General features: G+C 62.5%; 7 protein-coding genes and 1 pseudogene. 2 read left to right on the top strand and 6 right to left on the bottom strand.

Features of this window, described 5'->3' with window-relative positions:
* Positions 1–15: 15 nt before the first annotated feature.
* Positions 16–1113, top strand: coding sequence for a DUF6575 domain-containing protein (locus SJI00_RS18030; protein WP_322463037.1), 1098 nt, complete (start codon positions 16–18; stop codon positions 1111–1113).
* 474 nt (positions 1114–1587) lie between these two features.
* Here the strand turns inward: SJI00_RS18030 and SJI00_RS18025 are convergent, their stop codons facing one another.
* From SJI00_RS18025 to SJI00_RS18015, 3 genes and pseudogenes are all read right to left on the bottom strand, one after another.
* Entirely contained in the window at positions 1588–1764 is a 177-nt protein-coding gene (locus tag SJI00_RS18025; protein WP_322463036.1) for a hypothetical protein, read from the bottom strand.
* A gap of 52 nt (positions 1765–1816) precedes the next feature.
* Positions 1817–2149: a hypothetical protein gene (locus SJI00_RS18020; RefSeq protein ID WP_322463035.1), complete on the bottom strand. Its 333-nt coding sequence runs from the start codon at positions 2147–2149 to the stop codon at positions 1817–1819.
* A 240-nt stretch (positions 2150–2389) separates the two neighbouring features.
* Positions 2390–2673: pseudogene (locus tag SJI00_RS18015) on the bottom strand (helix-turn-helix domain-containing protein).
* A 392-nt stretch (positions 2674–3065) separates the two neighbouring features.
* Between SJI00_RS18015 and SJI00_RS18010 the strand changes: the two are divergent.
* Complete coding sequence (locus SJI00_RS18010) at positions 3066–3533, top strand: BRO-N domain-containing protein (RefSeq protein ID WP_322463034.1); 468 nt, start codon at positions 3066–3068, stop codon at positions 3531–3533.
* Between the two features lie 218 nt (positions 3534–3751).
* Here SJI00_RS18010 and recD read toward each other — a convergent pair whose 3' ends face one another.
* The 3 genes from recD to recC form a co-directional block, all read right to left on the bottom strand.
* A complete protein-coding gene (recD, locus tag SJI00_RS18005) occupies positions 3752–5815 on the bottom strand; it encodes an exodeoxyribonuclease V subunit alpha (protein ID WP_322463033.1) in 2064 nt (687 codons plus the stop codon).
* Between the two features lie 91 nt (positions 5816–5906).
* Entirely contained in the window at positions 5907–9590 is a 3684-nt protein-coding gene (recB, locus tag SJI00_RS18000) for an exodeoxyribonuclease V subunit beta (protein WP_322463032.1), read from the bottom strand.
* Positions 9587–13072 carry an exodeoxyribonuclease V subunit gamma gene (recC, locus tag SJI00_RS17995; RefSeq protein WP_322463031.1) on the bottom strand — a complete coding sequence of 1162 codons (3486 nt, stop codon included), beginning with the start codon at positions 13070–13072 and terminating at the stop codon, positions 9587–9589. The genes recB and recC overlap by 4 nt, the downstream gene beginning before the upstream one ends.
* Between the last annotated feature and the right edge of the window lie 152 nt (positions 13073–13224).

The following is a 13224-nucleotide window of genomic DNA, read 5'->3' as shown; positions in this document are numbered from 1 at the left end:
CATGAGTCCAATCCCATGAAGTTACCATCCATCATTGGAGATAAGCTTGAGCCAAAGTTCTTTTCAAAACATACTTGGAACGCGGACCTTATAGATTTTGAAGGCCCAATGCTTAGCCTCTATAGGGATGAGCAAGGCCAGGATTTGCTTTACGTATGGCTCGACTGTACAGAAAGTACTAACAGGTGGGGCGTTATTCCAGTATCCCGGGGAGCTTTAAGAGGCTACCTAGAGCTTGAGGTTACTCTTCGTGATATATTCATTAACTCTTCGTGGATTGCCACCTTTAGCACTGGAAGCTCTCCAAAGCGCCGAAATTCTGCCAAGATAACTACCGTCGAAAAACTTCCAGAAGTATATCTACCTGACGAAGACTCCTTTCTCACGCCGGAGATCGCTACCGATGCAGCCTCTAAGCTCGCAGAGGAAGTGACAGAGGACTATTTCCTCGGGTTGGACGGTGACATGTACATTGACGACATAGCTGCAATACCTCGTATCTATCAGCAATTATATTCTTTCCATTACGGCCTTGAGCATCTGCATCGTACAGCGATCCAAAGCACGCTAGGGCGGCTCGCAGGCAACTGGACTGGGGGTTTTAGTGCTGTTCATCTCTTCTCTGGATTAAATCAGGTCACACCCTCGATCCACAGAGCTCAAGTTGTAGAGATGCGCTATAACTCTCCGGGACACATCAAACTAGATTTATTACCAAGCCTTGCAAGGCAAATCGAAACCTCAGCTCAACAGCTACGAGACAACAACGCCTTCATCGCCCTAGAAGAGTTTTACTCATCTACATATAGGTACTTCAAAGAGAATAACATAAACGGCTTTGATGACGAACGAGATAGCGTTAGCCATACATTGCCTCCACAAGTTCTTCAAAGACTCGACGAGCTTGTTAGCTTTTTCTTTAGATTGATGCATTGGGATGATTATAGAACTCAATTTGGCGAGCTAAACATTGACTCCCTGCATCAGCTTCGAGCGTTACTAGCTTACTATCGCCGACTGCGAAAACTTAAGCCCTACATTGATTCTAATAAACTTTTCCTAGGGGAAAGCAGGCTAGCAAACAAGCCATCTGATCCTCCTCCAGAGTCTTGACATTATCTGTAGGATACTTTTAGCAGCTCGCTGGACAGTGCTTAACTAAATGTTCAACTGTTCAGCGGTTACGGAAGCCTATACCGCTATAGTTCACCCTCGCGTACTATCTGAAGGTTATCCAGACCAACCGTGCTCATGCCTTCTTGATGCTACTGATGGAGGTATGCCAAGCGAACGGTTCAAATTAGTGACGCTCCTCACACTCTGGGCTGGGTAGCACGATCAAGTCGAAAAGACAGATACCGCCCGAAACGGGGAGTTGACGTGCTAAAAATTTCTTTGAGGTTCGACCTGCCTGCATCCAATACAGTGCTAGGCGGGCCGGGCTAATACCTGACCCCTCTCGGGTAGTGGATGGATCGACTCAGTTGTTACAGGCCGCGCATGTACACTCACACAGCCCATCGTCTCTGCTTGCCTATGCGCCTCTGCACCTTGTGCCACTTGTTCTCCCAGGTACTTGCCACAGTGTCACAGGGCTTCCAGTTCGCGCAGTTCCTCGGTGGTGATATCGCCAGCTCGCACCTTGCGGATCAGTGCGTCCTTGCGGTCGGCTTGATCAATCAATTTTTGCTTCCGGCCAGCCATTACCTCAGCTTCGCGTTCCAGATGGTGCGGCTCTTGAGTGGCCTTGTACTTGCGCTGCATAGCTTGAAGTAGGCGGGTGTAGTTCAGCTCGTAGGCAGAGATACGGACGACCTCAACCCGCTGACCTCTGGCCTTGTGATGCAGAGCGGAACGCCGACAAGCGACCTCGATGACCTCGGAGTGCTGTGGGGTCCAAGCCCGCCTTGAACAATGAATCGGCATCGACCTCGGACAACAGGGCAGCTTGCAGCAGCTCGAAAGCCTCACGGCCTGCCTGTGTGAACGGACGGGTGATGCTAGGCAGCAACTCCAGCAGCTTGGTAGCCAGGTGGTCGCGACGTCCCTTGGAGTTGATCACCAACTCATGAGCGACTTCGCCCAGATGCTGGTTGGACTCGTAGTATGCATAGCTAGTACTGATACGCTCTGAAAGAGCATCGAGCAATGGGAGGATGTCCGCCCCATATTGGCTAATGTACTCACGTCATTTTGGTAAGTCATAGCCGACCAGACCTGTAGGGTTCTTGAACAATTCGTTATCGGGCGCTTGGGCGGAAATCTCGCGTTTCAAGTTAAGCAGCCATGTGAAGTAGCGGCTCGGTGCACCTACGGGATGATGGCCAACGGAGGACCTGATGCTTGTTTACGCATCAACCACTCACGGGGCGGTCAGCGACCTCGGGCTTCAAATGGTCTGCACATTTCGAAGGGCCTCCGGATGCTGCCTGGCAACTTGCAGTAAGGTCGCGCCGCGCCAGTAGGTGTACGTCGGCCCTGTTCCCAGTCCTGCAGGGTGCGCGAACTGACACCCAATAGTGCGGGGAATGCACGTTGAGAGAAGCCTACCTTCGCCCGCACCTCAGCCGCAGCGGAAACCACGGCCTGAGTCGTGCGTGCCGCTTTGCCTGCTTTCATCTGACGCCCTGATGCCAACAGGTCCTGTTGAAAGCGATCCATTTCATGAACCATGGGTAATTTCTCTTCAGTCGATTCAAGAAAGTGGCTGGAAGATTGCCGAGTTTCGCCTTGGTGTAAGCGATCAGCAACCAGATCAAGTCGAGTTACCAGGCCTCGAAGCATGACTTCATTAGACGCTTGCACTCGCAGACCCCAGCCAGTAAGGTCGCCCCGTCGCTGCTCATCAGCGATACAGGATTGGCGTCCTGGCTAGCTTGGAGGCATGAAAGCCGCTGTCGCGGCTTTTTTGTGCCCTGCATGTGGCTGTCCGTTATGGGCGGGCCGTATGTGGGCATCTTCGGATGCGCCGGGGTCCAACTAGCCGGTACGCCAACCCATACGGTTCCGCCCACCCTGATTGGCGTCAGTGGGCGGTAATTGGCACTTCTAGTGGACACCTCAAGATGAACGAACATTTCGAAACCACGCGATTCACGCGCAACAGTCGTTTCCTTCATGCGTTGATACTGGACGCCCAAGCCTGGTTCAGCGCAATCGACCTGGGCCGGCTGATGGGCTATTCCCTAAGCGAGCGGTCCATTCGCAAGCTCGATGCCGATCAGTACCGTGTTCTCAAGCTGAGCCACCATGGCGTCGTGCGGGACACGTTGATGGTCAGTGAGTCAGGCATGTATGCCCTGATGGTCTATCACCAGATCCCCGAGAACCGAAATCTGCGCCAATGGCTCACGCATGAGGTCATTCCCGCGCTGCGCAGCACGACGCACCCCTCGTCCGGAGATCGGCCAGCGCTCAGGACGCTTCAGTGGGCAGGGCACTCGGTCAGCCTTCTGCATTGGCAGAACAGTGCATGGGTCCAATGGCAGGACATGCCCGTGTTGATGCCTAGCGTCACGGAGTTGCAGCCATGAGCGCTCTCATGGAGTGGACGTAGCTTTTTGAGTTATCAGGGATCTGTGGGAGCCAGCTGCCTTTGAGGCAAATCCGATCAAAGGGGCAGTTGGACAGGTTCTGTCAGTTGCATCAGTGTTGACTGTATCAGGCCGGCTACGCCGTCCATCGCGACTAAAGTCGCTCCTACAAGACCGTGAAGTCTCTAGAATCAACACGGTCGTGTAGGGGCCCTCCCTCACTCTCCCGCCTCCAACATCAACCCGCTCAACCGGCGCACCCGGCGATTCACCGCCTCTTCAAACACCCCCACCCGCGGCTCCACCAGCGTGAACCACTCGCGCGCACGAGTGATGCCGGTATACACCAGCTCCTTGGTCAGCACCGGGTTCAGCACATCCGGCAGGATCAGCGCGGTGTGCTCGAACTCGGAGCCCTGGGACTTGTGCACGGTCATGGCGTAGACGGTTTCCACCTCGGTGAGGCGGCTGGGCAGCACCAGGCGCACCCCGCCGCCACCGTCGTTGCGCGGGAAGGCCACGCGCAGCACGAGGCGGTCGCTGTCTTCGGCTTCGGGCAGGTACAGGGTGACACCGATGTCACCGTTCATCAGGCCCAGGCCGTAGTCGTTGCGGGTGATCAATACCGGGCGGCCTTCGTACCACTGATGCTCGCCCTGGATCAGGCCGGCGCCTTCCAGGGCGCGGGTGGCGCGCTGGTTGACCGCCTCGACACCCCACGGGCCTTTGCGCACGGCGCAGAGCAGGCGGAAGCGGTCGAAGGCGCTGAGCACGGCGGCGGCCCAGGTGGCCCAGGCGGGATCGGCCATGGGTGTGCTGGGGGCCGGCCGTTGCTGTTGCAGCACATCGAAGTAGCGCCGGTAACCGCCTGCGCTGCGCCGGCCCTGGCCGCTGCCGGTGATCAGCAGCCGGTCGAGGGCGGTGTCGTGTTCGCTTTTCACGCGGCAACTGACCACGTCGTTGAAGCCGGTGTCGACCAGCGCTCGGCGCGCGTCACCGGCGCGTTGTTCGTTGACGGCGCGGGCCAGTTCGCCGATGCCGCTGCCTTCAGCGAAGCGGCGCGAATGGCGCAGCATCACCAGCTGTTGCGCCAGGGCATGCTGCTGCGGGTCGCCTTCGCGCAGGCCGGTGGCATCCAGCGAATGGCCGGCGACGGACTCCAGCCAGGCCCAGGTCGCCGGGCTGTAGAAGCCGGCTTCGGCGTCGCGGCACAGGTCGCCGAGCACGGCGCCGGCTTCCACCGAAGCAAGTTGATCCTTGTCGCCCAGTAGCACCAGGCGCGCACGCGGCGGCAGGGCTTCGAGCAGGTTGGCCATCATCTCCAGGTCGATCATCGAGGCCTCGTCCACCACCAGCACGTCCAGCGGCAGCGGGTTGCCGCGGTGGTGGCGAAAGTGCCGGGTGCCGGGGCGGCTGCCGAGCAGACGGTGCACAGTGGTCACTTCGGTGGGAATGCGCGCCTTGACCGCGGTGGTGATGTCGAGGCTCTGCACCTGCGCGCCGATCGATTCGGTCAGGCGTGCAGCGGCCTTGCCGGTGGGGGCGGCCAGGCGGATGCGCAACGGCCGATCGGCGTCGACGCGCGAGCCCTGCAACAGCGCCAGCAAGCGCACTACGGTGGTGGTTTTACCGGTGCCGGGGCCGCCGGTGATGATGCTCAGCGCCGCACGGGTGGCCAGGGCGCAGGCCAGTTTCTGCCAGTCGATCTGGCCGGCGACGGGGGCGCTGAACAGCGCGGCAAGCCGTTGCGACAGATCCGTCGGCACCTCCACCGGCAACGCCAGGCGGTTGCGCAGGCTGCCCTCGACGGCGCGCTCATAGGTCCAGTAGCGACGCAGGTACAGGCGCCCGTCGTTGAGCACCAACGGCCGATCGCTCGGACCGTGCAGGCCGTCGGCGATCAAGCTCGATGCGCTCAGGACCTGCAGCCACTGCGCAAGCTCCAAGTGGGCCATCACGCTGGAAGGCAGCACGGACGCGGCGGCACTGTCTTCCCCCTCGGGCGGCAGCGACAGCGCAAAATCCGGTTCGGCGAGGGTCTGCGCCAGGTCAAGGCAGACATGCCCGTGGCCCAGTTGATGGCTGGTCAAGGCAGCCGCCAGCAACACCAGCGGTTCGCTGCCCAAGGCTTGCTCATCGAGAAAGCGCACCAGCGCCAGGTCAAGCGCGCGCAGCCAACCCTGGCCGACCCAACGGTCGAGCAACGCGAACAAGCCGGCGTGGTCAGCCAGAGAGGGCAACGCATCAGCCGCAGCCGGTGTGGGCGTGAACAGATCGTTCATGGACGAACCTCGGTAATCGGATCAGCCTGAGCGGCGGTGGCCAGTGTTTGCAGCACGTCACCTGCAGCAGGTATGGCAGCGAACAGATCGTTCATGGACGAACCTCGGCGAACAGATCAGCCTGAGCGGCGGTGGCCAGTGTTTGCAGCGTGCCTTGGAACAGCTGGTCGAGCTGCTCGATCAAGGCTTTCGGCGGACGGCTGAAGTACACACCGCGACTGCGCGCGTTGAGCCCGCGCAGGAAGATGAATGCGGCGCCGCCGACATGCTGGTCGTAGTCATAGCCCGGCAGGCGGGCCTTGAGCTGGCGGTGCAAGGCCAGCAGGTACAGCACGTACTGCAGGTCGTAGCGGTGTTCGAGAATGGCCACTTGCATGGCCGCGTGTGAGTAACTGGCGTTATCCGCGCCCAGCCAGTTGGACTTGTAGTCAGCCACGTAATAGCGGCCTTCGTGCTCGAAGCAGAGGTCGATGAAGCCTTTGAACAGCCCGTTCAAGCGCCCGCCCTCGGCAGACGCGCGTGGGGCGCCGTGGTGCGTGTGCTGGCGTACCAGGGTGTCGAGGCGCACCACATCCACGTCGCGGCTGGCGAACCAGAATTCCAGTTCATAGCGGTAATCGGCAAGGTCGCACAGGCGCACTTCAGCGCCGTCGGCCAAGGGCAATGCCACTGTGAGCAAGGTAGTGAGCCACTGCTCCAGCGTCGGAATCCAACCGTCCCAGCCGCGCGTCGCGCAGCGGCGGGCGACCGTGTTGCGCAAGGCTTGTGGATGCTCGGCCAACTGCCCGAACCCCTCGCGCCCCGCCCATTCCAGCAAGCCGTGGAGGAAGGTGCCGGGGTGCGGCCCACGGGGGAACTGGTGTATGGAACCGCTCACACCTGTGAGCTCATTGGCATTGCTGAGAGGTTCATCGTCCAGCAGGTTCTGCGCCTGCAGGCTGTCCGGCGCCCAGTCGCCGTCGATGCTGTCGGCGATTCGCAGCGCACTGTAGGAGGCGATCCACCAGTACTCGGCGGCGCGCCTGGACGGCTCCCGCGCCGGTTGCAGACGCTGCTCGCGGCGTACTGGCGTATACACCTGCTCGCTGGCCTCCGGCATGGCCTGCACCGCCACGGCTGGATGATCGCCCTGTACATCAGCCAGCCACGCGGCCAGACCGGTCGACTCGGGCAACGGCGCGCCGCCACCGAGCAGGTACCCCAGCGCCGAGCGGTGCAGCACCGAGCGGCTTTCCCGCCCGCGCTTGAGGTCTGCAACACCCAGCCAGCATGCGTATTGCGCACGCGTCAGCGCAACGTACAGCAGCCGCAGGTCTTCGCCCAAGCGCTCGTCGTCGGCGGCGGCAATGACGGCCTCGTCCGGGGTCATGGTGCTGCGCACCTCGCCCTGCTCATCGTGCCAAGCGACCGGCAAACGGCTGCCATCGACCGGCCGCGCGCTGCACACGAAAGGCAGAAACACCAGCGGGTATTCCAAGCCCTTGGACTTGTGAATGGTCACTACCTTCACCAACTGCTCATCGCTTTCCAACCGAACCACCTGATCCTCGCCGCCATCGGCCTCGCTGGTCAGGCGCTCGCCCAGGTAGCGGATCAGCGCCTGCTCACCGTCCAGCTCGGCCGAGGCCTGCTGCAGCAGTTCGGTCAGGTGCAGCAGGTTGGTCAGCACCCGCTCACCATCGGCGCGGGCCGTGAGGCGCACCGGCAGCTGGAAGTCGTGCAGCAGCCGGCGCAGCATGCTCAGTACCCCTTGCGTGCGCCACAGCGTGCGGTAGTCGCGAAACTGCATGACGCGCTTTTCCCAGGTCAGCTCGTCGCGGTTGAGCGCTTCAAGCTCCGGCAAAGGCCGGGCCAGGGTGACGCTGGCCAGCGCGGCGCGCAGCAAGCGGTCGGCGTCGGGCTCGGCGCAGGCGCGCAGCCAGGCCAGCACGTCCAGCCCCTCTTGGCTGCGGAACACGGATTCTTTGTCAGACAGGTAGACACTGCGCACCCCGCGCGCGCGCAGTTGCGTGCGGATGGCCTGGGCTTCGCCGCCGTCGCGCACCAGGATGGCGATGTCGGCCGGCGCCAGCGGTCGCTGTTGACCGTCCTTGCCGGTGAAGCCGCACTGGCCCGCCTTGGCCAGTTCCAGCAGACGCACGATTTCACTGGCGCAGGCCGGCGCGAGGTGGTCGCGGTAGGTACCCTTGGCGAGCGGTTTGTCGCTGGCCAGGGCCCAGAAAGTCAGCGCCGGTTGCGCCTGGCCCTGGACGTCCAGCCCATCCTCACGGCCCTTGGCCGCCACCGACACGAACGGCACCGGGTTGTCGCGGCCGTCGCGGAACAGGAACGCGCCCCGCCCCTCAGGCCGCGCCTCGGCGTGTTCGAACACGCGGTTGACGCCGGCCACCATGGCTTGGGTAGAGCGGAAGTTGGTGCCCAGGCTGTGCAGCCGTCCGGCACTGGCACGCCGCGCGCGCAGGTAGGTGTGGATATCCGCGCCGCGGAAGGCATAGATGGCCTGTTTAGGGTCGCCGATGAGGAAGATGCCGAGGTCCTGGCGGTTTTCTTCGATCTGGTAGATGCGCTCGAAGATGCGGTACTGCACTGGGTCGGTGTCCTGGAATTCGTCGATCAGCGCGACCGGGAACTGCTCGCGGATGATCTGCCCCAGCGCCTCGCCTGACTCACCGCGCAGGGCGGCATCCAGGCGCAACAGCATGTCATCGAAGCCCATCTCGGCGCGCCGACGCTTCTCGTCTTCAAAACGGGCGCGGACCCAGGCGGCAGCGTGGTCGAGGGCCGCGGCACCCGGGTCGGGCAGTTGCTGCAGGCGTTGGCGCAGGGTAAGCATGGCGTCCAGCGCGGGGTGGCTGGGCGGACTGGTTTTCCAGGCCTCGGCCAGGCCGTCAGGCGTGAGCCGCTCGAAGCCTTTGCCGATGTCGAGCAGGTGGCTGTCCGGCGTGGCGTGCCACTGCGTCAGCGCTTCCAGCCACGGCTCGAAATAACGAGGCTGCAGCTTGCGCGCGTCCACGGCCTTGTCGGCAACGCCTTGCAGCAACAGGGCGCGCAGCTCTTCGATCCACACGCCCCAGGGTTGCTTGATCGCTGCCAGTTCCGCCAGACGCCGGCGCAGGCCGCCCTCGATGTGCTGCGCGGGGTCAGCGCTGTGATCAAGCGGCGGTGCGCTGCCGAGCAGGCCTTTGACCCTGCCGAGCAAGGTTGTGGGGGACTTCCAGTTGTCGCGGACCCAGCCCAGGGTCTCGCCGGCCATGGCGTAGCAGAACTGCCGCCAGTAGTCGCGCGCCACTTCGTTGAGCAGTTCGCTGTGGTCGGTCTCCAGGCTCTGGGTGAACAGGCTGCCGCTGTCCAGGGCGTGCTCGCGCAACATGCGCTGGCACCAGCCGTGGATGGTCGAAACGGCGGCTTCGTCCATCCACTGGGCGGCGGCGTCGAGCTTGCTGGCGCAGAGCGGCCAGGCCTCGCTGGGGTAGTCGTCGCGCAGCTGGCTCACCAACGCATCCGGCGCTTGGACTTCCTCGCGGAAAAACTGCGCGGCCTGGGCCAGACGCGCGCGAATGCGGTCGCGCAGCTCTTTGGTGGCGGCATCGGTGAAGGTCACCACCAGGATCTGCGGCGGCAGCAGCTCGCGGCCAAAACCGTGCTCGCCTTGGCCATGACCGAGCACCAGGCGCAGGTACAGGGCGGAGATGGTGAAGGTCTTGCCGGTGCCGGCGCTGGCTTCGATCAGTTGGCTGCCGCGCAGGGGGAAGGTCAATGCCAGAGGGCGACTCATCGGGCAGGCTCCTGGGTCTGAAGGTCCGCCCAAGGGGCAGTGAACAACGGTTCATACAGCGCCTGCACCCAGCCCTCGAATGATTCGTCGGCCGTCAGTGCGGCGAAGTCGGGGAATTGCCGGGCCAGCGCCATGTCGCGGGCCCGCTCGCCGGCCCCGCCCGGCACGAACGCCGAGCCTTCATAGGCGACCTGCGCAGCTTTGAGGCCGGCGTCGCGGTCTTTGCCGGTGAGAAACGCGAACGCGGTGCGCGGCGCCACCGGCAAAGGCTGCGCCATACCTTGGCGCCATGCCAGCAGCAAGTCAGCAAGCGCCGTGCGGGCGTGGTCGGCGCCCAGAGGGGGCAAAAGCAGCGTGGTGTCGCTCGCCACCACCGCAGTGTGCAACGGCAGACCTTGCGCGCAGGCCACCAGATGATGAATCCAGCTGTCGATCAGCCTTGGCCACTTGCGGCCACCTCGGGCGTTGATCGCGTTGGCCATGAGCGTCACGCGTAACAGGGTACCGTCTGCGCCTTCATGCAAGCCGGCCAGCCAGCCGTCCAGCTCGATGCCGTGGGCGGCAGCGTACAGCGGCAGCGCGCTGTGCACAGGTGTCGGCCAGCGCGTCAGCAACGCCTGGTAGCGGCTGATCAGGTCGGGCAAGGGGGCAATCAACTCCGCTTGCAGCGATTGGCCGAAGCCGGCCATGGGCAGACGTCCGGTGGCCTGCAAACGGCTGGCTTGGGTACCCAGCCGCGCTTCAAGCTCGCCGTCACCGTCTTGCAGCGCGGTCTCTAGCAGCTCGGTGCTGAGGGTGTAGTGCTGCAACCCGTCCAAGATGAAAGGCTCGGCCTCTTCGAGCGCGTCCTGCACCTGCTCGAAGTGCACCTTCAAGCGCTGCGTGTAAAAGTGCTTCACGGGGTTACGCAGGAAATTGGTCAGCCCTTCGATCGCCAAGGGGCCGTCAGGCTCGAACGGTGGCAGGTCAGGCGCCGGGGTCGATACTGCGCTGGACGCTTCATGCACCGCCTGCCACTCCCGCGCATAGCTGAACAGCGCGGCTTCGCCTTGCTGAAAGTAGCGGATGCTGAACGGCTGCAAAGGGTGTTCGACCGTCAGTGCGTGGATCAGGGCGTCGGCCGGTAGGCCGTTGGTTTTTCCTGCGGCTTCACTGTGCAGATGCCAGCCCGCAGCCAGGTGATCGCGCAACTGGCCAACCAGCACCGAGGGTGGACGCTCAGTGTTATCGCGGATGCTGCGCCCTACCCAACTGATGTACAGCTGCTTGCGCGCAGACAGCAGCGCTTCGAGCATCAGGTAGCGGTCGTCCTCGCGGCGTGAGCGATCCCCTGGGCGGTAATCGGCGGCCATCAGGTCGAAGTCCAGCGGTGGCTGTGCGCGGGGGTAGTCGCCATCGTTCATGCCCAGCAGGCAGACCATCTCGAAGGGAATGGCGCGCATCGGCATCAGCGTGCAGAAGTTCACAGAGCCCGCCAGGAAACGTTGGTTCAAGCCACCCTGGTCAAGCCCGGCCAGCCAGGCTTCACGCACCACGGTCAGCGGCAAGGCCTCTTGCAGCTCGACGGCTTGGCAGGTCTGCAGCCACTGGTCGCGCAGCTCGTCGAGCTGAATGAGCAGGTGTTCGGTGTGCTCGTCTTCGGGCTTGAAGAAGTCGCTGACCAGACCTTGCAAGCGCTGGCTCCAGACCTCTGGTGTGGTGGCTTCGAGCAGCGCTTGATACCAATGGTCCAAGCGATCGATAAGAGCGAACAGCGGGCCGACCAAGGCCGCGTCAAGGCCACCGACCTCGTCGTAGGGCTCGACCCCACCGAAGCGTTCGCCACTGCCCACGGCATAGCCCAAGAGCATGCGCCGCAAGCCAAATCGCCAGCTGTTCTGCTCCATGCTGCCCGGCAGGCCCAACGCTTCACGCTGCCGCGCATCCAAGCCCCAGCGCACCCCGGCACCTTCGATCCAACGGTGCAGGATGGCCAGTGATTGCTCCGGGATACCAAAACGCGCCCGTAGCGATGGCACGTCGAGCAGGTCAAGGATCTCGCCGACGGCGAAGCGGCTGTCGGGCAGTTTCAGCAGATGCTCGAGGGCGATGAGCAGCGGGTCACGGCCACGTTGGGCCTGGTCGTTGAGGGTGAAAGGGATGAAGCGTTTGTCGTCACGCGGCACCTGGCCGAACACCGCGCGGATGTGTGGTGCATAGCCGTTGACGTCGGGGACCATGACAATGATGTCGCGCGGGTTGAGTTTGGGATTGCGGGAAAACTGTTCCAGCAACTGGTCATGCAGCACTTCCACTTCCCGCTGCGCACTGTGGGCGATGTGGAAGCGAATGGATGCGTCGTGCTGCGGATCGACTGCCGGCCAACGCTCGCGGGTTTCTGCGAGTGGGCGCAGTTCAAGAATGTCGTCCTGCAGTTGGCTGAGCAGTGAATCAGGGGCTTCATCGCTGTAGAGATCGATCTTGCCATCGCTGAACGCACCTCGGTAGCTGTCTGGCTGGTCGAATTCGTCCAACAGCGCAATGTAGTCGCGCCCTTGCTTGCCCCACGCGGCGAGCAAGGGCTGGGCATGCTGGTGCAGGCTGGTGGCATCCAGCTGGAGCGGGACGCCTGGTTTGCGGCTTTGCCGGCGGTATTCACGTCTGAGCAGGTCTTTATCGGCGACGATGTCTGCCCAGTGGTGACGGCAGGGGTTGTGCACGCAGAGCAGCACTTGGGTGAATCGGGCCAGACCTGCCAAGGCATGCAGAACCTGGGCGGGCAGGGATGAGATGCCGAACACGATGACGCGGCTCGGCAACCCGGGGGGCGCCGTTTGTGTGGACTGGACGATCTGCATGTAGCGCTGGTGCACGCCGGCACGACTCTGCGCCATGCCGTCGGCGCCGACATCTGCAAGCAGCGCCTGCCACAGTGCTGCTTGCCACTGATTGCCTTCGAGCAAGGGACGCAATTGGTCGCGACCATTGCGTAGCTGGTAGCGGCCGGCCGCCCAGTCTTCCAGCCAGTCGGCGCGGTAGACCTGGTATTGGTCATACAGATCGGCCAGGCGCAGGGACAACTGGTAGCGTTTGCGCATGTCGCGATCGTCTTTGAGAAACCGTGCCAGTGGCGCGAACAGCGGTTGCTCGATCACCGTGGGCAGCAAGCGCATCAGGCGCCACGCGAGCGTGGCTTTATCCAATACCGACGTTTCAGGAATTTCCTCGCGACCCAGCACGGCCCGGTACAGGCGCCACAGGAAACTTCCTGGTAATTGCACGTCGATGGCAGCGGCGATGCCGCAGCCCCCATCATTCTGATCGGCCGCCAACGCCATCTTCAGCCATTGTGCGATGCCATTGCTCTGCACCAGCACCACTTCATTTTCCAGTGGCCGCAGTGGGTAACTGCGCATCCACTCCACGACCAGGCTTCGCAGGTCATCTGACCGGTTACCGTGGATCACCATGAAACCGGGCGTGATGGAATCGAACTGCGACATTGCGGCTACCTGGAGGCGTTCAAAGGGAAACGATGCCATCTGTCCCCGGTAGTCGCAACCACGGGTGAAAGGCGATTTTGCGTTGGCTTGAGCGGGGATTGAGGCTTGGATTGAGGCTTGGATTGAAACTTGGGAAATTTCGGGAACGCAGA

Origin of the sequence: Pseudomonas gebzensis, from assembly GCF_034427815.1 — a bacterium.
Classification (GTDB): Bacteria; Pseudomonadota; Gammaproteobacteria; order Pseudomonadales; family Pseudomonadaceae; genus Aquipseudomonas.
Note: the sequence above shows the minus strand (reverse complement) of the source record. Positions and strands in the feature narration are given on the sequence as shown.